The organism is Candidatus Nebulibacter yamunensis, assembly GCF_024208055.1.
Taxonomy (GTDB): Bacteria; Pseudomonadota; Gammaproteobacteria; order Francisellales; family Francisellaceae; genus Caedibacter; species Caedibacter lacustris.
In genome coordinates, this window is the sequence record NZ_JAMBMW010000003.1 from 98,682 (window position 1) to 120,144 (window position 21,463).

Genomic DNA, 21,463 nt, shown 5'->3' on the forward strand with positions numbered 1-21,463 from the left:
TTAGCGTTTACTATTTTCCTGTATGATCAGATAGCTAAGCTGTTGTAGTTTTTTGGTGTCTTAAATTTAAAAATCAAAATAATTGCCAAAATATAAAAACAAGTAATCATGCCACCAAGTAAAATCAAATTTGGATACATTAAATTGGCAAAAATTAATGAAAGAGCAATAAAAAGGTCAAGACTAAGCCCATAAATGGACGATGCAACTGCATTATGGGATTTTTCTATGAGCAAGAAAGCAATAGTCGATGAATTGACGCTTACTAATGCAGATGAGAAACCAAATAAAATTGCACTGATACCTATAATATAGATGGCAAGATTCACGGGAGCTAAATACGCAAAGATAAATAACAAACCGCTAAAAACCGCTACAAATGAAAATAATAAAGCGCTTTTCTCATAACTCATTATTCCATGTAGCCAACGAATATTTATCCAGCGGCCAATGGCACCAAAGAGGATAAGTAAAAAGGACAACCAACCGTAAATAATTGTGCTATAACCAAGTGTACTGATGACAATATAAGGTGTACAAATATAGAAAATTGACATCCCTGACCAAGCAGCAGAAGTAATATAACAATAACTTAGAAACTTTATATTTTTAAGGATGTTAACCATTTTTTTGCGACTGGAAATTTTTTGGTCGCTTTCATGAGAAGGCGGATTTTTAAAGTAAATAAGTACAACAAATAAAGTTAAAATTGAAATAAGAATAACGCTATTAAAAACCGATTGCCAACCACCAAAGTAAACAATATAACCACCAATAAAGCCGGCGATAGAGGGGGCAACGTAGAATAAAAGTGTTAAGCTTTGCCAGGCTCTGACATATTCGTTGCCAGTCAGTAAATCTTTAGGAATGGCAATTGCAATAATGTATAAACCAGATGCGCCAATCCCTTGTAAGATGCGTCCCAAATAAAAAATGTAAATGCTGTTTGCTAAAAGACAAATGACACTGCCAAGAGCAACTACGCAAGCATATAATATGAGAGCTACTTTGCGACCAAATTTATCGCTGATAACTCCAGCAGGAATTGCAAAAACTGCTCCTGCTATAACAAATAAGGTAAGCGTTAATTGGCTTTGACTAACACTTACTGCAAAATCTTGCTGCAATAAAGGCAAGGCAGATATGTACATATCATAAGCACAAACGTATACACCAACTAAAAAAATAGCGAAAAAATAAACGTAATTTTGTGCTTTCATGATGTTTTGAAATGAATGAGCTCTTTAAGTCAAAACAGTATAACAGAAGGGGTTTGTAAATAAAGAGATAGCATGGTATTGTTAGCAATTGCTTTTAGTTAAGACTTTTATTATTTTCTAGTAGTAAGAAAACTCAGTAATTTATTTAGTTATGCTTCTTTACGATTATGCAGATTCCAGCACAATGCAAGTAAAATAGTTGCAATGATGCTTGCTGTAAGTAAGAAAATAAATACTTCATTCCAACCATAATAAGCTGCAATTATGCCAATGACGGCTTGTGCGCCAACCGTTCCTAAAAAGTAGCCAAAAAGTCCAGTAAATCCAGCAGCTGTTCCTGCTGCTTTTTTTGGTACTAAATCTATTGCTAAAATACCAATTAAGGCTACAGGTCCATAAATCAATATTCCCATAGCGGATAGAGAAAGTAGCATTATCCAAGGTGTATTGCTTTGCCAATAAACAAATAATACAGCAATAAATAACACCATACAGATAACGCTCATGGGTGCGCGACGACCATTAAATAAACGGTCTGTTAACCAACCAATTAAAATTGTTCCAGGGATGGCAGGTAACTCAAATAAAGCAAAGCCAAGCAAACCTGTTGTCATAGACATATGTTTCACTTGTACAAGATAATAGGTGGACCAGCTTAAAAGGCCATAACGTGCACAATAAACAAATGCATTAGCAATTGCAATTGTCCAAATCCAAGGGTTGTTTAACACATGTTGAAAAAATATTGCTTTTGCGCCTAACTCTTTTTCTCGTTCTGCTTTGGTTTTAGCACATGCCACAGGTGGATAGTCATGGCTATAATCTTCAATTGGAGGTAAGCCGACAGATTGAGGTGTATCTGCACCAAAAATGAGAATAAGCACGGCAATAGAAATACATAAAATTCCAGCAAGATAAAAAAGACCATGCCAATTGTCTTTAAATAAAAATATACCTAATGGCACTACGCCGATTGCAAATATGCCTGCTCCAACGTTATGTGCGGTGTTCCATATCCCCATTTTGGTACCACGCTCTTTATCACTAAACCAGTGGGTAATGATGCGCGCACATGCAGGCCACCCCATGCCCTGTCCCCAGCCGTTTAAAAACATTACAAAAAACATGATTGCAACACCAGCATTTAAGAATGAAGGTAGAAGTAAATTTAAAGTACCAGAAATTAATAGCCCTGTTGCTAAGAAGACTTTAGCATGGCTGCGATCAGAGACATTCCCCATTAAGAATTTGCTCAAGCCATAAGCGATTCCTAAAGCAGCACCGATAAACCCAAGTTGATCGGTTGTTAAAGTAGTAATATATTGCTTAGAAATATCAAAGCTGCTGCGCCCAAAGTAATAGGTAAAATAGCCAATATAAGCGACCAAAAACATTCTTAATCGCCAATGTGGATAGAGTTTGGCAACTGTTGTAGCTGGTAACATTGTGACCGCTTTAGCGGGTTTAAAAAAGTGTTGAATCATAAAATAATCATTTTTATTAAAAAACAACGGTTGAGTTTAGTTTAAGTTGTTTTCAAAGTAATGCAATTTTAAATCTATAGAATAATGTAACATTTTATTGAAATTTTAAGAAGGGTTACACAAAAAGAGTATTGATCAATAAAACGTAGATAAATGTGCTTACACAAAAAAATACAAAACCACAAATAGTTGCATTGATGTACACACTTTTCTTGCTGAACTTTAAGCGTTAAGGTTTTTTATTAAGTGTCGTTATGCTAACGGAAATACGTAAAAAGTACAAGATGAGGCAAAGTGTGTGTGTGGATTAATGAGAGTCAGCGCTGTTAGAGGGCATAGAATGTATTGAAGGCCCAACTATCTTCAAAGAGCGTGAAGATTCAGAAACGCTAGTCAATTCAGTGGAATCAGAAACTTGAGGGGTTTGATGAGAATGATGATTGTTATTATTTGTATGTATAGCTTCAGTTGTCATTTTTTCATCAATTATTTCCGTTTGTATGCTATTCTGTTCCTCTACCATTTCAACTTTGATTTTATCTAAGGTAGGTTTGATGTCAGAATAAGCTTTATCGATTTCCTGGTTAAATTGACCTTGACTTTGTGCCTTTAACACTTCTTCTACCTTTTGCTGTAACTGATCTAGTGGCAGCTCACGTACTTGAGTTGGCATAATATCTAAACCAATTGATTGATAAAGCTTAGACAAGGCATCATGTGCTCGTGCAAGAGTAACATCCTTATCAAATTGTGCAGAAATTGCTTCTATTCCGCGACGAATGGTGATTTGTTCATTGCCTTGATTAGCCTGTTCAAGCTTTTTGGCATGTTCAAATAGTGCCATCGATACTTTAGATTCTTGCAAGGCATAATTTGCATCCTCTTGCCATAATAAATAATTGCTATAGGCTATGCGCACTTGGGTAAGCACTGTTATTGTTGCTGCAATTTGTTTAAGTTGCTCAAAACTATGAGTTTGATTAGCAAGATTAATGGCATAAGGACCACTTAACAAGGTTTGAATAAGGTTAAGTGATGTGCCAATATTCCCACCCAACCAATATTGATTTTTCATAAATTCATTATTGGTTGTATTATAACCAAATGAAAAATCAATACCAGGAAGCATATTAATAATTGCAGCTTGAATACCTTTTTTGGCAATTTCAGCCTGATAAGAGGCTTGTCTTAATTCAGGTCGATAGATTAGGGCTAATGTATCCATTTTTTCAAATTGAGGTGAAATATTAGGTAAGGTCATTAAATTTGTGCCTGGATCAGAGAGTTCAAAATTACTATTAGGTTCAGCATTCATTAATCGTGTAAGATTGGCTTTGGCATCCACGATTTGGGCTTTAAGTTGATTAATCTTACGAATCGCTTTAATCAATACTTGTTGGTAATCCAGCTCAATTTGTGGGGTATTGGCTTTTTTCTCTGTAGCTTCTTTGGAGCGTTTTAAAGCAAGTTCCGCTTTTTCTTTAAATTGGGTGACTTCGGTTACCATCGTTTGTGCAGTCCAGGCTTTCCAATATGCAGAGATCACTTCTTGAATGAGTTGCTGGGTAATCTTTCTGCGCTCTTCTTCGGCGATCATTACACGACTGGCTTGCTGTTGAGCACGGGTATAACTTAAACCTAAGTCTAACAAACTCCATTGTAACCCATAAGATTGGTTTAATACTTCTCGTGGTGTATAACTTTGTTGTCCAGGAGTCACTTGACCATTAGCATTGACGAGGTTTTGAATCAGTTCATTATTTCTAAAACTATAATCAACATTAAGGTTAAGCGCTGGCAGCATTTCCATATAGGCGGCTTTAAGATTTCCAGATTCCAGCATCAATTGTGCTTGTTGGACTTTGTGATCAAGATTGTATTTGAGAGTGCGTGCAATTGCTTCTGCTAAAGTAATTTTGTGATCAATTGGCGGTTGTCGTTTTATTGTTTCATGAAATCCCTTGTAAGTGTTGTTCAATTGAGCTTCATTCTCTACAGCTGTAGGGGTAATGCTACAGCCTGTTATTAGTAAAGCTCCAATCGCAAAAGGTAAAGCTTTTACAAGAAGGTTCCTTTTTTTATTAGTATGATTATTCATAGCGTTACTCCAGTGAATGATTTGTTCATAAGCTTAAGTGATAGTTAATTAGAAACTTAGACGAAGATTTTTAAAATGCAATATAATATATTGATAATGTACAGATAATATAAGCTAATAACTATAAATTGTTTCATAAGGATATGTAAAAAACTTACTATAGGATAGGGTGCAAAAACTCTTGATAGTAAGCAATTTAATTACTTTCAATAAAACTCTTCCTATATATGGTTTGGAGATATTTTGGAATTGCTGTATATTTAATGAGCTTGAACTATACTTTAACTATACAAGTATAAGAAAAGCATAAGGACAGTTGCAATGAACAGGCAAATGGGCCTCACAGTTTTTGCACTTGCAACATTTTTGAGTGGATGCAGCTTTCTTTTGCCATCCAAAAAAATTGAGCGTAATGACCAGTGGTCATCTTTTGATAGTATTCAACAGGTTTACGATAAAGTCACTCCAAATAAAACAAGTGTAAATGAGTTAAAAAATATGGGTTTTGATCCATACGCGGCCAATAATGTTAAGATTGAAAATTACTTAGATACACGTATTCGTTTTGACCCTTTGAGTACAGGTAAGAATATTCCTGCTCCTGTTGCCAAATGTTTAAGCATGTTTAAGCATTGCCAGGCATACGTTGTCAATGTCGATTACGACTATGAAAAACGTATTGGTAATGTCTTTCTTGATTTAACGAGTTTTCGTCGAGAAACAATGAAAGAAGGCTGGGGGTTTCAAGCAGTATTTATTATTCAAGATGAGCTTGTCGTCTATAAGCTATGGTCAGGTGAGCCTAAACGTAAAGCCTATATTGATGAGATTCGCCCATTGGGACCACTGCAAAGTTTAGATGATTTAATCACAGGAGCTGCTATTTCTTTCTAATATTATCGTGTTGCAATATATTTTAATGGCAATTTGAAGTAACTTTTGAAACTTTAGCAGTCGTTCCACAGTCTTTTAAACATGTTTGATTGAGCTCTAGTTTAAAGCATAGCTTTTGTGACAAACGCTTCATTATAATAACTAACATTGCCATATAAATAATAACTGCAAGTATCCAGCTCAATGCGTGCAAGGGGGCTATGGTCAATTGTGCTAATTGATAGGAGATAACAGCAGCTGTATAAGCAATTGAGGTGCTCCAGATGACAGATATTACTGCCCAACCACGTGTAGCTTCACGTGCCATAGCACCAATCACTGAAGCGCAAGGAACGTAAAGTAGAACAAATAACATATAAGAAAATGCGGCAGCCAGAGAACCAAAAGCAATAATCATTGAACCCATCGCTGTTTTATCCATATTAGCATCACTTTCATTAGCTGAGAATGGATTAATAAAAGCACCAATGTTCATGTTTTTGAAACTATCAACAGTGTCGTACCAAGATACAGCAAGACCTTCCAAAAGGTCAAATGTTTCATCAGCTGTGGCGGCAAGACTCTGAGGTTTTTCCTGAGTATAAAGAGTATTTAATGTGCCAACAACAACTTCTTTGGCCAAGGTTCCTGTAAGTAAGCCTACAGTTGCTTGCCAGTTTTCTTCAGACACTCCCATTGGTTTCAGAATTGGTGTAATAGCACGTCCAGTTTCAGCAAGTATAGATTGTGGAGACCCTCCTGCTATAACTTGACCGTTTGTTTCAATACTATTGAGCGTTCCCACTAATACACAAATCGGGATAATCACCTTCCCTGCACGAAAAATAAAACGTTTTAAGCGATCCCAGCTATTGAAGCAAATGGTTTTAAGGTTAGGTAGATGATAGACAGGTAATTCCATAACAAAGGGGGTACTTTGACCGGTTAACAATGCAAATTTCACAACATAGCCTGTAACAATAGCACCAATAATTCCAGCGATGTAGAGACTAAATATAATAAAGGCACTATTATGCGGAAAGAACGCTGCGGCGAATACTGCAAAAATCGCTAAGCGTGCACCACAGGACATAAAGGGTGCCATCATGATTGTCATTAATCTATCACGACGTGTTTCAAGTGTTCGTGCAGCCATTACCGATGGCACATTACAGCCAAACCCAACAATCAAGGGCACAAAAGCCTTCCCTGGTAGTCCAATCGCTTGCATGAATCTATCCATGACATAAGCAGCACGCGCCATGTAACCAGAGTCTTCTAAAAAGGATAAAAATAAAAACATGCAACCAATTTGTGGAATAAAGGTTAAGACGGTATTAATACCTAAGCCTATCCCTTGTGCAATCACTGCAACAAGCCATAAAGGTAAGCCAAGGTATAAACTTAAATGGGTCATGCCTTCAATAAAAATTATATTTGATGTATTATCGAATAAAGGTTGTAAGGCACCACCAATAGTGATCGAAAACTCAAACATTAAGTACATTACAAATAAGAATATTGGGATACCAAGGTATTTATTCATACATACTTTATCAATCAGTTCAGTGGTTTTATGGGGTGTAATTGCTTGAGTTTTACAGACTTTTTTGATGACGTTTTCAATTGCCTTATAGCGTGCAGTAGATAAAGCGATGTCAGTTTTCTGATCAAGTTTAAAGTATGCTTTTAATTGTTGTAAGCGCTCGTAAGTTATACCGTCAAATAGTGTTTTTAACAGGTAGTTATCTTCTGCTAACGATGTAGCAAGCCATAAATTGGGATAATCGTGAGTAAGCTCAGTCAAAGTATTGGTTAAAGCATTTATTTCGTTTGGGTAATACTGTTCCAATGTATAACAAGACGATGAGTGTGTTTGAAATAACGCACTTTTTAGCTCATCAATTCCTACTTTTTTACGACCAATGACTGGAACAACCATACAACCTAACGTTTCTTGAAGCTTTTGATAATTTATGACAATTCCTTTTTTATTTGCAACATCTATCATATTAATTACTAAGATAACAGGAATTTCTGTCTCGATTAATTGCATGGTCAGATAGAGATTTCTCTCTAAATTTGATGCGTCAATGACGTTGATAATTGCATCTGGCTTATCTTCGACGATAAAGCGTGATGCAATTTGTTCATCAATTGAAGATTGATCGCTTGCGGTTAGTGTATAAATGCCAGGTAGATCAACGATTTCAAGGCGTTGATTATCAGATTCAATATAACCAACCTTTCTATCGACGGTAACACCACTCCAGTTACCTACTTTTTGTTTAAGCCCAGTTAAAGCATTAAAAAGAGTCGTTTTACCACAATTGGGATTACCTATGATTGCATATTTCATATTTTTTCAACCTGCATGAATAAAATTTCTGATTTGCGAAGTGAAACCGAAAAGTTTTTTATGGTAATGTGGTAAGGGTTACCAAACAGTGCTTTTTTAGCAATATAAAAGCTACCCCCTGGAATAAAACCAAGTGAGAGTAATTTTTGCATGTAGTTACGAGGGCAGTTGTCGTTAAATCCTAGGATTTTATAAGCCTGCTTCGTTTTAATAGTCATAATTATCGTGAATTGGTTAGCAAGTAGCTTGGCATTATAGCTATCAGTTGAGTTTGAGTCAACTCAATTGATAAGCATTATCATTTAAGTTTTGCAATGTCTGCAACTCGCTTGCCAAGTGCCTTGGCTAGGATGATTTCATCATTTGAAAGCGAGTTATTTGAATTGATCCCATCGTAATGACTTAAACCATAAGGAGTCCCCCCTGTTTGGGTATTTTGGAGTGAGGGTTCGCTATAAGGAATGCCAACGATTATCGCACCGTGATGCAAAAGTGGTAACATCATTGATAACAAGGTAGTTTCTTGTCCCCCATGTAAGCTAGCGGTAGATGTGAAGACAGCGGCAGGTTTATTGATGAGTGTCCCTTTAAACCATAAATCAGTCGTGCTATCAATAAAATATTTAAGGGGGGCTGCCATGTTTCCAAAGCGTGTAGGGCTACCTAAAATAATACCTGAACAGTTGATAAGGTCTTCTTTAGTGACGTAAATTGCACCTTCTTTGGGAATATCAGGCTCTGTTTTTTCACAGTTGCTAGAGATATTTGGCACTGTTCTAAGTTTTGCTTCTAAACCCGTTAGTTCAACACCTTGAGCGATCTTATGTGCCATTGCTTTTGTAGAGCCGCCCTGACTATAATAAAGAATTAAAATGTTCTGCATAAAGGATCCTTATGGCAAAGTTAATATGCCACTATAGTAAGCGATTTTTAAGTTTCTGGGTATGGGTGTTTAAAGCATATATGCAACAAAATTGCCTTGCCAAAGCATCGGTCTTAGCATTAACGAGTCTATTTGCCTTGGTGCCATTGTTAATGGTGTCAATTTCTATTTTAAGTATGTTACCTGTCTTTAAGAGTATGCAGGGTGACTTTCAGCAGTTTATTTTACAAAACATGCTGCCAAGTTCAGGTGAAGTAGTGAATGAATATTTAAAAATGTTCATGCAAAATCGTGCAGGGCTTCCAATTACTGCTGTGGTGGTATTGTTCTTTATCAGTATTATGATGATGCGTTCACTGGAAAAAGTACTCAACGACATCTGGCAGGTCAAAAAAGAGCGCCCCTTATCCCAAGCTTTTTTATTATATTGGGCGGTGTTGAGTTTGGGACCGTTACTGGTTGGTGCAAGTTTGGGTTTGAGTTCATATTTGCTGTCATGGCATTGGCTTAATGATGGTGTGAGCAGGTTTGTGAATTTTTTGCAGATTTTGCCATTTGTCTTTAATTTAATCGCATTTACGTTTATCTATCAGGTTGTGCCCTTCACGCGTGTGAAGCTTAAGCACGCCATATTAGGCGGCTTGTTGATGGCGCTTGTGTTTGATCTGGCTAAAAAAGCATTTGCTTGGTACGCGCTGAATTTGCCGACCTATGAGATGCTGTATGGTACCCTGGTGATCATTCCGTTGTTTATCCTTTGGGTTGCCATTTCCTGGCAGTTATTGTTACTTGGTGCGATCGTTGTTCGCATGTTAAGTCTTGAGCCAGTCTTGCGCGGACAAGGAAAAGCCATGCGTTTTGAGCTTTCGATCAAAATTTTAAAAGTGCTTTATGAACAGCAAAAAAGCAAACGGGCTGTGAGTAAAAATGAGTTGATTAAAATTGGCTTAGATGTTGATTTAAACGCATTGGATGAGCTGCTAGCGCTACTGGTAAAACACCACTATGTCTGTATTACCCAAGAGCAAAAGTATGTGTTAAGCTGCGATCTTGCCACGGAAAAGCTCAATGTGCTCTATCAAAACCTGGCATGTTTTCTGAGTCTTAGTAAGGATGAAAATATTGAGCTAAGCTCGCTTAAGGCAGGCATGCACAAACAGATGGATTTAGCGCTAATTAACTTGGTTATTTGACTAAATAAGATATAGTTTGGTCAAAATAATCGGTTAACTTTTTTGTAGACACTGGCAGAAAAATCACTGGGTATTTCATTGACTGCAATAAGGATTCGCCATCAAAAGGAAGTCAGGTAATTGTCAGTTATTCTCCTTCCAGATTTCATCATCCCAAAGGGGGTCGCTCATACTTTTGATAATCTTGAGCGAATTGTGACCAGAGATGAGCCAACTTGGCTTATTGGTCCTGCGGCTGCTGAAATGTTAATCTTCTGGTTTAATGGACCTATATGGGTGTTAGCTGTTGCCATTATTTTTCAGTTGATCGTTCTATGGGCAGCATATCGTTATTGTTGCCATAAGCATGTGCTATTTGGTGTTTAGAAGGAAGCTGTGGATGCTGGAAATATTAAGCTATCCGTAAAGCTGGATGAGTAAGTATAATACTCTCAACTATCTTGACAGTTGGGGGTATTTATAGTGCTTAATGTGATTTGGCGAAAGAGACAGTTTATGCCCTTTACCCAAATTTAGGTTATTTCTTAGATCTAGATGAAAAGCTAGAAGGTAAATTAAGTAGTGTGCAACAAATCATTAGTATGATACTCAAGTAACCCATTATTGACTTTATTTAATTTCGATCGGATCGATATCAACTGTGATTTTTACTTTTTTTCGTGTAGTTGCAATTTCATGTTTAATGGATTTAAGGAGTTTTTGCAAAGTTGAGCGGTTTTTTGCTGTGAGCATCAACATAAATCGATAATAACCTGCTTGTTTGATATTAATGGCTGGCAAAACAGGAGAAATGTCACATTTAAATTGATAGTGTAGGTTATAGTGAGATAAGCTGTGATAGAGTTTTTGCAAAGCATAAGTACACATTTCAGTTTTTGTGGCTTGTGCGTAGATGTATGCTTGATAGGAAAAGGGTGGGTAGTTTAAAAGTTTACGTGTTTCAAGTGCATGGTGCAAGAATTGCTCATAGTGTTTTTGTAAAATCAAATGCAAAATTGAGTTATCTGGTTGATAAGTTTGGATATAAACTTCTCCACTTTTATTACCACGCCCTGTTCTTCCTGCCACTTGCGTAATTAATTGCGCAGTTTTTTCAATAGCGTGGAAATCTTGACTATAAAACCCAGCATCAGCATTGATAATTCCAACCAGTGTGACATGCTGAAAGTCGTGTCCTTTGGTGATCATTTGCGTGCCAACAATAATATCGATATGGTTACTTTTGATATTGTTTAATTGTGCTTCAAGCTCACCTTTTCTTTGTGTTGAGCTGCGATCTAAGCGGGCAACGTTGGCATAAGGGAAAATATCCATAAGCTGGTCTTCTAGCTTTTCGGTACCATTACCAAAATCAATTAAATCATGTGATTTACAATTTGGGCATTCAGTAATGATTTCTTTTGCCTTTCCACAAAAATGACAGGCTAGGTGTTGGGGTTTTTTGTGCAAGGTATAAGGTTTTTCGCAGTGGTTACAGTTTGCACACCAACCACATGCTTGGCAAATAAGGCTATGTGCAAATCCACGCCGATTAATAAACAGCAATGCCTGTTCACCTTTAGCAATTACTTGTTGTATTTTATCGATCAATACTTGGCTTAAACCTAAGACAGTTTGTTGTTTTTGCATATTAATGATGTGTATCGTATTTTGTGTTTGATTAAGTGCTCGTTTTTTAATAGAAATCAAATGATATTTATTAGAAATGGCATGATGATAGCTTTCCAGAGAAGGTGTACCACTACCCAAGAGTATTGGAACATTGAACTTTTGTGCTTTCATAATTGCAACGTCTCGCGCATGATAATTGGGTATGTTCTGCTGTTTGTAGGATGCATCATGTTCTTCATCTACAATAATCATTTTAAGCTTAGGCAAATCAAACAACAGCCCAGTTCTGGTGGCAATAATTATATTAATGTTCCCTTCCTTTGCATGAAGCCAAACATCTAACCGTGCTTGATCTGTTAGTTGTGAATGAATAGCAGCCATTGGTTGAGTCAATCTGTTTTGAAAGCGATTAAGCGTTTGTGGTGTGAGATTGATTTCAGGAACAAGAATCAAAACTTGCCCACCTTTTTCTACAATAGGTTTGATTGTTTCAATGTATATTTCCGTTTTTCCACTACCAGTTACACCATATAATAGTATTGTATTGAAATAATCTAAACGAGTAGAAATTGTTGAGACTATTTTTTGTTGTTCTGTTGTTAGTGTTTTAGGATACGTTTGTCGTTGTGTGTTATAAAACGGATTATATGGATACACGTATTTCTGAATGGCGCTTTTATTTAGTAAAGCTTTTAGTGTTTGTGGCAGAACTCCCAATTTAATGAGTTCACTATGGTTGAGAACTTGACGTTGCTTGAGTAATTCAATTAACTGATTTTGTTTGTGTGCATTTTTGGCAAGTTTAATATTAGAATTCGCTAATCTATATTCAATTACTTCAGAGTAAAAAGCTTGTTCTTTTTGTAGTAGAAGCTTAGGAATTGCCAATTTTAATGCCTGATAGAGTGAGCATTGGTAATAGGTTGAAAGCCAATTAATGAGCACGATGGTACGATTAGAAACGATGGCGTTACAATCAAGCACTTTGATCACTTGCTTTAGCTTATCCTTAGTAACGGCACAGTCAGGATTGATTTGGCTAATAATACCAATAAGCTTGCGCTTTCCTAAAGGAACTAAAACACGTGTATAAAGCACGGGATGAGAAAAAGGGTAAAGATAGTCCAGTCCATCCTCAAAAGGTCCTTGCACCAGTATTCGAACGATTATCATTGTAATACTGCTTTACGAAGGTTGATCACTTTTTTTCTGTAATCTTACGATGAACTACATTATTTGTTTGACCATCATAAATCCCTGTTACTATGTGTTGCTTTAATGTCATAAATTACTCCAGGCTTGAACTTTAGAGTGCTACAGTAATACAAAATAATGAAAATTCCAACTACAATAAGTATGCTATTTCTACAAGGATGCTGCTTTAAAAATTGTGATAGGAATACTCTTGATTAGATACTTAGAGTAAAATTTTAATGAGGTGATTCTAAAAATGCTTTCTAACTTTAAAATATCCTTTTGCTTATTTGCAATCTGAGGATGCTTCCCATAGAATAGGTCAACTTCAATCAAGGCGTTTTTTCATGATTCCAGCAAAATTGGTTTTACAGACAGGAGATGTATTCGAAGGTAAGGTTCCAGATTGGGTCAAAGGTATTAATTTTGGCGAAATTGTGTTCAATACTGGTATGGTAGGTTATACAGAAGTATTGACCGATCCATCTTATAAGGGGCAAATAGTTTGCTTTACATACCCTATGATTGGTAATTATGGTGTTGAAAACCAGGATCATTGGGAATCAGATCAAATTCATGCTGCCGGGATTATTGTGTCAGAATTGGCACCATTTTATGCACGTGTGCAAGGTGAGCACTCCTTGAAGGAGTGGTGTGAAAAATACAACACTCCCATTATTGCAGATGTCGATACGAGAGCGCTCACCAAAGTCTTACGCCAGCACGGTGTGGTTGCAGGAGCTATTGTTGTGGGCGATAATATGCCCATAAGCTATCCAGATATTAGCGATTTAGACTTAGTTGCTGAGGTCACAATTAAGGAGTCTGTTGTCTATGGTGATGGTCAGAAAAAGGTTATTGTAGTAGATTGCGGGATGAAAGCCAATATTTGGCGTTACCTTTGTTCATATTCAGGGGTAACTTTAAAACGAGTGCCATATGATTATGATTATACGAAGGAACCTTATGATGGTATATTTATTTCGAATGGTCCAGGTGATCCTGCTCGTTGCCAGCAAACAGCAAACTTCTTGAAAATAGCAATGGCAAAGTGCCCACAAAAGCCAATTTTTGGTATTTGTCTTGGTTCACAAATTATGGGGATTGCAATAGGTGCTAAAACCTATAAGTTAAAATTTGGTCATCGTGCTCAAAATCATCCTTGCCTATTAGAGGGGACGAATCGAAGCTATTTGACTTCTCAAAATCATGGTTTTGCCGTTGATGAGAAAACCATCCCAAATGATTGGGATGTATGGTTTAGAAATTTAAATGATCATACTATTCAAGGCATTAAACATAAAACCTTGCCATATTCATCAGTACAGTTTCATCCAGAGGCAGGACCTGGTCCTGTTGATACAGTATGGTTGTTTGATCGTTTTATTGATCAGCTATAAGGAAAATATAAATGCGTATTCCAACAATAGAGTTAAAGTTATTAAAGCCTGAAATTTTTTCGACATTACCTAAATATGGTACAACTGGAGCAGCAGCAGTAGATTTGCATGCTGCAATTGATAAGGTGCTTATTCTTAAACCTAATGCGTGTGAGCTTGTGTCTACCGGTATTGCAATTCATATTGCGGATCCATCGCTAGCAGGTATGATACTCCCACGCTCAGGTTTAGGGCATAAAAAGGGACTTGTTTTAGGTAACTCTATCGGACTCATTGATTCGGATTATCAAGGAGAGTTGATGGTATCTTGCTGGAACCGCTCAAATGAAGATATCATTATCGAGCCCTTGATGCGATTTGCACAATTGATCATTGTTCCGGTGGTGCAGGTTAATTTTGTAGCGGTTAATGAATTTAATAGCGAGAGTGAGCGCAACATTGGTGGTTTTGGGCATACAGGTGTAAAGTAAAGGCTTGTTGCACTTATAAGCCAATGCTACACTAACAAAGTGTTAGGAAAAATGGTTGTAATAAGATGATTTGGACAGTCCCTAATATTTTAACCATGTTGCGGATTTTATTGATACCTGTATTAGTGGTTGCCTTCTATGTACCGTTTCCACATCATCATGGTGTGAGCGCAACTATATTTCTACTTGCGGCTATAACTGATTGGTTGGATGGTTTTTTAGCGCGTTATTTTGAGCAAACGACGAAGCTTGGAGCCTTTTTGGATCCTGTTGCTGATAAGCTTATGGTTGCAACAGCTCTTGGGCTTTTAATTGCTTTATATCCGTACCCATGGGTGGCGCTTCCTGCAATTATCATTATTTGTCGTGAAATTATTGTTTCTGCCTTGCGTGAATGGATGGCAGAAATTGGACAACGTGCTGTGGTAAAAGTTTCGTTTGTTGGCAAGGTGAAAACAGCTGCACAAATGGTGGCGATCTTTCTTTTGTTGCTTAAACCAAAGGATCTTACTAATTTGTGGGTAATTAGCGGTTTTGTGCTGCTCTATATTGCAGTCATTCTAACGGTTTATTCGATGTGGTTATATTTGTCAGCAGCTTATAAGGCTGTAAAAGCTGATTTAAACAAGTCATAAATAGTTAATCGAATAAGAAATAGCTATTTGAGATAGAGTCAATTTCCATAAAAGTTGCTAGAGATCACTCATTTTTTAATGAGGATGCTGCATTTACAGCAGACAGTTGTTGTCAAAGTACCACCTGTCATGTACATTAGTTGGGTTTTGAAATAAGCCAGAATTTTAGATATAACAGGAGACAATAAATGAAGAGATTAGTTGTGATTCTATCGACCTTATTATTAACAAGCACTGCATTTGCTGAAGGTGTAGCTGCAACAGGTAGCGGTGCGATGAGCTCTATTTTAATGTTGGTTGCATTTTTTGCTATCTTTTATTTTTTGTTAATTCGTCCACAGATGAAGCGAAATAAAGAGCAACGTAAAATGATTTCTGAACTGACTAAAGGTGATGAGGTCATGACAACAGGAGGTATTCTGGGCAAAATTGTTAAGGTGGGCGAAAATTATACTGAAGTTGAAATTGCAGAAAATGTAGTAGTCAAACTACAGAAAAATGCTGTTTCAGGCATTTTACCAAAAGGTGCCGTTAAAACGAATTAATTTTTGCTACCTTCTATACAACTCAAGCATATAATCAATAAGGTATTATGACTATGCTTCATCCTAGACAAAAAGCTGCGGTTAACAAGTATCCTTTATGGAAATATTTGATGATTCTAATGATTGCTATTTTGGCAATCATTTATGCTTTACCAAACCTGTTTGGTGAAACACCTTCATTACAAATATCACCAAAAGATGGCACAATTAAAGCGTCTCTTATCAGTCAAATCAAAGATACATTAGAGCAACAAAAGCTCCCATATAAATCATTGCATCAAGAATCAAGTACAGTTGTGCAAGTTAGTTTCTCAAATGCACAAGATCAGATAGCGGCACGTACGCTTTTACAAAAGTCGATTAGTAATGATTATATTGTTGCCCTTAACATGGCAGGCAATACGCCAAACTGGCTATTAGCATTAGGTGCTGAACCCATGAATCTTGGACTTGATTTGCGTGGTGGAATGTATTTGGTGTTAGAAGCTGACACACAATCGGCAATTAACGCGCGTTTAGATAATACTTTAGAGAGTATTGTTCAGGGACTTAAAAAGTTCACAATTACACTGGAATCACAGCTCAAAGCAAGTCAAAAAATTAAATTAAGCAAAGATTTTTCCGTGCCTGTGACGTATAGCAGCATTGGTTATGTTGCCTTACAATTTGCAAGTAGCGGGGATTTAGATAAGGCTGTCAATTATTTAAAGTCAGATTACACTAAAACACAAAATAACCAGCTTGTTTATAGCGTGCTTAAAGACAAAATGCTACTAATAAGCTTTAATAGCCAGTTGATTGCACAAATCAAGCAAGAAGCCATTTCACAGGTTGTGACTGTTATGCGTAATCGTATTAATGCACTAGGTGTAGCAGAAGCTTCTGTTGCTGCATCAGGTGACTCACGTGTGATTATTGAGTTACCTAGTCTTCAAGATGCAGCTCGAGCAAAACAAATATTAGGAGGCACATCTACTGCGAGTTTCTATATCGTTTCTCCTGTTATCGATCGCTTGAAAGTAGAAGAGCAGGGTATTAAGGTGTATCCATTAATCTCAAGTGGACATACATTTTACTATCAACTTGAAGGAAGTTCTGTTGTCAGTGGAAGCTCGATTGTTAATGCCTCACCTGGAGTTGATCATCAAACAGGTCAACCAATTGTGGCGGTGCAATTAAGTTCAGATGCGGCAGGGCATTTTAGGGAGATAACCAGTAAACATGTTGGTAATCTAATGGGTGTTATGCTTGTTAATACAACGTATAAAAAAGAAGTCATTGAGGGTAAAGAAGTCAATAGTATTGAAAAAACAGAAAAACTTGTCAATGCAGCAACTATTCAAACGGCTTTAGGTGCAAACTTTCAAATTACAGGTCTTGATCAGCGTGAAGCAAATAACTTAGCACTTATGATTCGCTCAGGTGCGTTGCAAGTTCCTGTGCATATTGCTCAAGAGCAACAAATTGGACCTACACTAGGTAAGCAAAACATTGACCAGGGAATGATTTCAATTATTGTAGCGCTTGTTTTGGTTGTACTGTTTATGGCAATTTACTATCACTTATTTGGCATGATCGCCAATGTGGCATTAGTGCTGAACTTGATTTTAATTATTGCAATTATGTCGATTATTCCAGGAGCAACTTTAACGTTACCAGGAATTGCTGGTATTGTACTTAATCTTGGGATGTCGATTGATGGTAATGTGTTGGTATTTGAGCGCATCCGAGAAGAACTTAGAAATGGTATGCCGGTCCAAAGCGCAATTTCAGCAGGATATGAGCGCGCATTTGGGACGATTGTTGACTCCAATGTGACAACGCTTATTGTAGCAATCATTTTGTTTGCGATTGGCACAGGAGCAGTGAAAGGGTTTGCAGTAACACTTATTATAGGTATTATCACTTCCATGTTCACAGCGGTGACTGTATCACGTGCGATGACCAATTTGATATATGGTTCTAGGCGTAATCTTAAAAAATTATCAATTGGGATATAGGGGTGCAGCATGGAGTTTTTTAGGCATACAACAAATATCGACTTTATGGGCATCCGCAAATGGACTGCTCTTGTTTCGATCATATTAATTGGATTATCAATCATTTTTTTAATTGTGCGTGGTTTGAATATGGGACTGGATTTTACTGGAGGTTATCAGGTCCAAGTCAATTATAAAATAGCACCATCAACGCAAGATGTTGCAAAAATCCTTGCCAAAGATGGTTTTCCTACCGCACAAGTGACGACTTTTGGCTCAGTCGATAGCTTGATGATTAAACTACCAATTCAAAAAAATGAAAACAATCAAGTGATGATTGATAAGGAAGGTCAGTCAGCACAGCAGCTGTTAAAGCAAAGAATTGAAGCGACGCTAGGCAGTGAAGCTCAGGTTGCAAGTTTGAATTATATTGGACCTCAGGTTGGTAAAGAGTTGGCAACAAATGGTTTATTAGCACTTCTAGTAGCCATGATCTGTATCGTTGGTTATATCGCCTTTCGTTTTGAAATGAAATTTGCAATTAGTGCGGGCATTGCGCTTATTCATGATCCAATTATTATTTTGGGTGTGTTTTCAGCCTTCCAATTGGAATTTACTTTAACAACTTTAGCAGCAGTATTGGCGGTAATCGGTTATTCGTTAAATGATACGGTTGTGATTTATGATCGGGTACGTGAGAATTTCCATAAAATGCGTAAAGCAAGTGTGATTGAGGTAGTTAACCGCTCAGTAAATGATACTTTGTCACGCACGATTATGACCTCAGGCTTAACATTGCTAGTGGTGGTTGTACTTTATTTCTTTGGTGGACCTTCATTACACGAATTTTCTTTAGCATTAATTCTCGGTGTGATCGTTGGAACTTACTCCTCAATTTATGTTGCAGGTGTATTAGCTGTCCTGTTTGGTCTTAAACGTGAATCTTTACTGCCACCACAAAAGTTAGCTGATAGCGATAGGAATGAATGAGATCATTTCGTAAAATTCAATCATATGGCAGTGTTAAGTTATTTAAACCCTACTATCGTTCAATGATGATTATTTAATAACACAAGAACAAAAGCAACATGTTATTTCACACCTTTTTATGCTTTTATAATAGCTAATGAACTGACTAATTTTGTCATAATAAGTAATCAATTTGTGCTTTTTTTTCAAAGGAATCCAGCGTAAAATGCGTAAAGCCATTTTGCCTTAAACCCAACGCAGATACATTTCATGAAATATTTTGCTTTAAAAGCGCTAAAAAAGGATAAAATCTTTACTGAATCCCGTAAGCTTATGTCTTTTTCGTCGTGGCGTAGGCGTTTGATTTTCTGGGGTGGAGCGATTTTGGTAGGTCTGATATGCGTATTATTTGCCTATGTTTGTGACAATTTAAATGATAGCTTTAATGCACTTAGCCAAGCTCACCCTTATTGGCCACTTTTCATTATGCCAATTGGTTTTATGGTTATTATTTACTTATTAAAAACATATTTTGATGGTGCAGAAGGCAGTGGTATTCCACAAGTGATAACGGCCTTAAAAGTTAAAAATATGCAACGACGTAGCAGGCTTGTTTCGATGCGTATTGCCTTAGGGAAGTTTATGTTGACAGCACTAGGCTTTTTAAGTGGTGCATCGATTGGTCGAGAAGGACCAACAATTCAATTGAGTGCATCAGTGATGCACTTTTTAGGTCGATTAGAAAAATTTAATCGTGAAGATACCGAGAAAGGTTTGTTGTTGCTGTGATTGGTGTACTAACAGGTGGTATTATTTATGGCAGTGGTAAAGATACTGCAGTAGCGTTATTAAATGGTTATGATACACATATAACTGCTTTTTTTGGTTTATGGAAAATGATTGCGACGTTGTTATCTTTCATTAGTGGTATTCCTGGTGGGATATTTGCGCCATCTTTATCCGCAGGTGCAGGATTTGGACATATGATGAGTTTTTTGTTTGCAGATAAATATGCGAGTGCAGTGATTTTAATTGGCACAGTTGCTTATTTCTCAGGCGTTGTGCAAAGCCCAATTACGTGTTTTATCATCGTATCTGAAATGACACGTAATGTTTCAACAGGAATGCTGTTACCGATTATGTTAGCAGCGCTGTTAGGTACAGCTACCTCAAGAATTGTCTGTAAAGAACCTATTTATCATATGTTATCATTGCGCTATTTAGATAAGTTAAGGGGGGAGAAATAGACCTTTGGTATTTACATAAAGCTTCGTTACAATAGGGCACTTTTATAAAACGATGATGTCAATCATGTTTGATTATAATTTATTCAATAAACGTTCTATTAAAAACAAACAAAGATTTAGCCAACTAAGCTTTATTAAGCTTGAAATAGGTAAGCGGTTACTCGATAAGCTTAGTTTTATAAAAATAATTCCTAAAATCATTTATGTTGAGGGATTGAGTGCAGAAGATCTGACAAATTTAAAAGTCTGGTTTACAGATGCCAAAATCATAACAGAGTTATCACAACCAGTTGATTTAATTCTTTCAAATTGTTTGCTTCACCTTAATGAGAGCATCGTAAAATGTTTAAAAAACTGGCAAAATTGGCTAAAACCGGAAGGGATCATCTTATTTACAAGTTTTGGTAGCACAACTTTGCAAGAGTTAAAAAAAGCCTGGCAATTCATAGATTCGTATCCCCATATCAATCAAATGGTTGATTTACACGATTTAGGTGATTTACTGCTAAAACAGTATTACCAAAATCCAGTAGTTGATGCTGAAATTTTGACTTTGTCATATGATAATTTAACTATATTATTTAGCGATATTCGAAGTCTAGGTGAGCCATTAGCCGATACCAAAATGCGCCGTACATTTATAGGCAAAACTCGTTGGCAGCAATTTATAGCTCGATTGGAGAAAAAAGGGTTAAATATCAGTTATGAAATTATTTATGGTTATGCTTATAAAAGTCGAAAAAGTCTGGCTACAAAAACAATAGATGGTGAAGCGATGATAAGTTTTGAGCAATTACAGTCTTCCCTTAGAAATAGGAAAACTTAATTTAATGTTGCGTTTGTTCAGTTGCTTGTTGTTGAGCAAGTCTTTGCATATAAAGTGCATCGAAGTTAATGGGTGCTAAATTAATTTGAGGAAAGCCACCACGGTTAATAAGGCTGTCGATAGTCTCTTTAGCATATGGGAACAATGTAGTTGGACAAAATGCACCCAACATTGGCTCAATTTGGTCTTTTGGCATATTTTGTAATGTAAAAATACCTGCTTGTGATACTTCAATTAAATATGCATTTTTGTCTTTGTTTTTTACAGTCACGGTTAAGCTGAGTTCTACTTCGTAAACATTCCCACCCTCCAGTTTCTTGGAGTTAGTGTCTACATTTATATTGGCTTCTGGTTGCCATTGTGCTTTAAATACATCTGGGGTGCTTGGCGCTTCAAATGAGATATCCTTAGTATAAATTTTTTGAATAACAAAATTAGGTTTAGCGCTATGTGTGTTTTCCATTTTGGTTTCCTGTT

General features: G+C 36.7%; 20 protein-coding genes. 12 read left to right on the top strand and 8 right to left on the bottom strand.

Annotated elements, in window-relative coordinates:
• Nucleotides 1-26 precede the first annotated feature (26 nt).
• The 3 genes from M1V25_RS02575 to M1V25_RS02585 all read right to left on the bottom strand — a co-directional run bounded on the left by M1V25_RS02575 (nt 27) and on the right by M1V25_RS02585 (nt 4,802).
• Nucleotides 27-1,220: an MFS transporter gene (locus M1V25_RS02575; RefSeq protein ID WP_116963731.1), complete on the bottom strand. Its 1,194-nt coding sequence runs from the start codon at nt 1,218-1,220 to the stop codon at nt 27-29.
• Nucleotides 1,221-1,369: 149 nt separating this feature from the next.
• Nucleotides 1,370-2,704 carry an MFS transporter gene (locus M1V25_RS02580; protein WP_116963732.1) on the bottom strand — a complete coding sequence of 445 codons (1,335 nt, stop codon included), beginning with the start codon at nt 2,702-2,704 and terminating at the stop codon, nt 1,370-1,372.
• Nucleotides 2,705-3,011: 307 nt separating this feature from the next.
• Nucleotides 3,012-4,802, bottom strand: coding sequence for a TolC family protein (locus tag M1V25_RS02585; protein WP_498842343.1), 1,791 nt, complete (start codon nt 4,800-4,802; stop codon nt 3,012-3,014).
• 387 nt (nt 4,803-5,189) lie between these two features.
• On the opposite strand from M1V25_RS02585, the gene M1V25_RS02590 reads away from it, so the two are divergent.
• Entirely contained in the window at nt 5,190-5,696 is a 507-nt protein-coding gene (locus M1V25_RS02590) for a hypothetical protein (RefSeq protein WP_157966642.1), read from the top strand.
• A 22-nt stretch (nt 5,697-5,718) separates the two neighbouring features.
• Here the strand turns inward: M1V25_RS02590 and feoB are convergent, their stop codons facing one another.
• The 3 genes from feoB to wrbA form a co-directional block, all read right to left on the bottom strand.
• The gene (gene feoB, locus M1V25_RS02595) at nt 5,719-8,034 is read right to left on the bottom strand and encodes a Fe(2+) transporter permease subunit FeoB (RefSeq protein WP_498842344.1); all 2,316 of its coding nucleotides are present in this window, start codon (nt 8,032-8,034) and stop codon (nt 5,719-5,721) included.
• On the bottom strand, nt 8,031-8,252 hold the full coding sequence (locus M1V25_RS02600) for a FeoA domain-containing protein (protein ID WP_116964369.1): 222 nt from the start codon (nt 8,250-8,252) through the stop codon (nt 8,031-8,033). The genes feoB and M1V25_RS02600 overlap by 4 nt, the downstream gene beginning before the upstream one ends.
• Before the next feature lie 80 nt (nt 8,253-8,332).
• Nucleotides 8,333-8,917, bottom strand: coding sequence for an NAD(P)H:quinone oxidoreductase (gene wrbA, locus M1V25_RS02605; RefSeq protein WP_116964370.1), 585 nt, complete (start codon nt 8,915-8,917; stop codon nt 8,333-8,335).
• Nucleotides 8,918-8,928: 11 nt separating this feature from the next.
• On the opposite strand from wrbA, the gene M1V25_RS02610 reads away from it, so the two are divergent.
• Nucleotides 8,929-10,110, top strand: a complete 1,182-nt coding sequence (locus M1V25_RS02610; RefSeq protein WP_498842345.1) for a YihY family inner membrane protein — start codon at nt 8,929-8,931, stop codon at nt 10,108-10,110.
• 120 nt (nt 10,111-10,230) lie between these two features.
• On the top strand, nt 10,231-10,476 hold the full coding sequence (locus M1V25_RS02615) for a hypothetical protein (RefSeq protein WP_498842346.1): 246 nt from the start codon (nt 10,231-10,233) through the stop codon (nt 10,474-10,476).
• 243 nt (nt 10,477-10,719) lie between these two features.
• Here M1V25_RS02615 and priA read toward each other — a convergent pair whose 3' ends face one another.
• A complete protein-coding gene (gene priA / locus M1V25_RS02620; RefSeq protein WP_498842347.1) occupies nt 10,720-12,894 on the bottom strand; it encodes a replication restart helicase PriA in 2,175 nt (724 codons plus the stop codon).
• Between the two features lie 368 nt (nt 12,895-13,262).
• On the opposite strand from priA, the gene carA reads away from it, so the two are divergent.
• The 9 genes from carA to M1V25_RS02665 all read left to right on the top strand — a co-directional run bounded on the left by carA (nt 13,263) and on the right by M1V25_RS02665 (nt 20,986).
• Nucleotides 13,263-14,315: a glutamine-hydrolyzing carbamoyl-phosphate synthase small subunit gene (gene carA / locus M1V25_RS02625; RefSeq protein WP_498842348.1), complete on the top strand. Its 1,053-nt coding sequence runs from the start codon at nt 13,263-13,265 to the stop codon at nt 14,313-14,315.
• Nucleotides 14,316-14,326: 11 nt separating this feature from the next.
• Nucleotides 14,327-14,785, top strand: a complete 459-nt coding sequence (gene dut, locus M1V25_RS02630; protein WP_116964374.1) for a dUTP diphosphatase — start codon at nt 14,327-14,329, stop codon at nt 14,783-14,785.
• A 65-nt stretch (nt 14,786-14,850) separates the two neighbouring features.
• The gene (pgsA, locus tag M1V25_RS02635; protein ID WP_116964375.1) at nt 14,851-15,420 is read left to right on the top strand and encodes a CDP-diacylglycerol--glycerol-3-phosphate 3-phosphatidyltransferase; all 570 of its coding nucleotides are present in this window, start codon (nt 14,851-14,853) and stop codon (nt 15,418-15,420) included.
• Between the two features lie 188 nt (nt 15,421-15,608).
• Nucleotides 15,609-15,965: a preprotein translocase subunit YajC gene (yajC, locus tag M1V25_RS02640; RefSeq protein ID WP_116964376.1), complete on the top strand. Its 357-nt coding sequence runs from the start codon at nt 15,609-15,611 to the stop codon at nt 15,963-15,965.
• Between the two features lie 53 nt (nt 15,966-16,018).
• On the top strand, nt 16,019-17,965 hold the full coding sequence (secD, locus tag M1V25_RS02645; RefSeq protein ID WP_498842349.1) for a protein translocase subunit SecD: 1,947 nt from the start codon (nt 16,019-16,021) through the stop codon (nt 17,963-17,965).
• Nucleotides 17,966-17,974: 9 nt separating this feature from the next.
• Nucleotides 17,975-18,934, top strand: coding sequence for a protein translocase subunit SecF (gene secF / locus M1V25_RS02650; RefSeq protein WP_498842350.1), 960 nt, complete (start codon nt 17,975-17,977; stop codon nt 18,932-18,934).
• A 249-nt stretch (nt 18,935-19,183) separates the two neighbouring features.
• Nucleotides 19,184-19,702: a chloride channel protein gene (locus M1V25_RS02655; protein WP_498842351.1), complete on the top strand. Its 519-nt coding sequence runs from the start codon at nt 19,184-19,186 to the stop codon at nt 19,700-19,702.
• Entirely contained in the window at nt 19,699-20,160 is a 462-nt protein-coding gene (locus tag M1V25_RS02660) for a chloride channel protein (RefSeq protein ID WP_498842352.1), read from the top strand. The genes M1V25_RS02655 and M1V25_RS02660 overlap by 4 nt, the downstream gene beginning before the upstream one ends.
• Before the next feature lie 64 nt (nt 20,161-20,224).
• Nucleotides 20,225-20,986 (top strand): methyltransferase domain-containing protein, encoded by a 762-nt coding sequence (locus M1V25_RS02665; RefSeq protein WP_498842353.1) that lies wholly within the window; start codon nt 20,225-20,227, stop codon nt 20,984-20,986.
• Nucleotide 20,987: 1 nt separating this feature from the next.
• Here the strand turns inward: M1V25_RS02665 and secB are convergent, their stop codons facing one another.
• Nucleotides 20,988-21,449: a protein-export chaperone SecB gene (gene secB, locus M1V25_RS02670; RefSeq protein WP_116964381.1), complete on the bottom strand. Its 462-nt coding sequence runs from the start codon at nt 21,447-21,449 to the stop codon at nt 20,988-20,990.
• Nucleotides 21,450-21,463 lie beyond the last annotated feature (14 nt).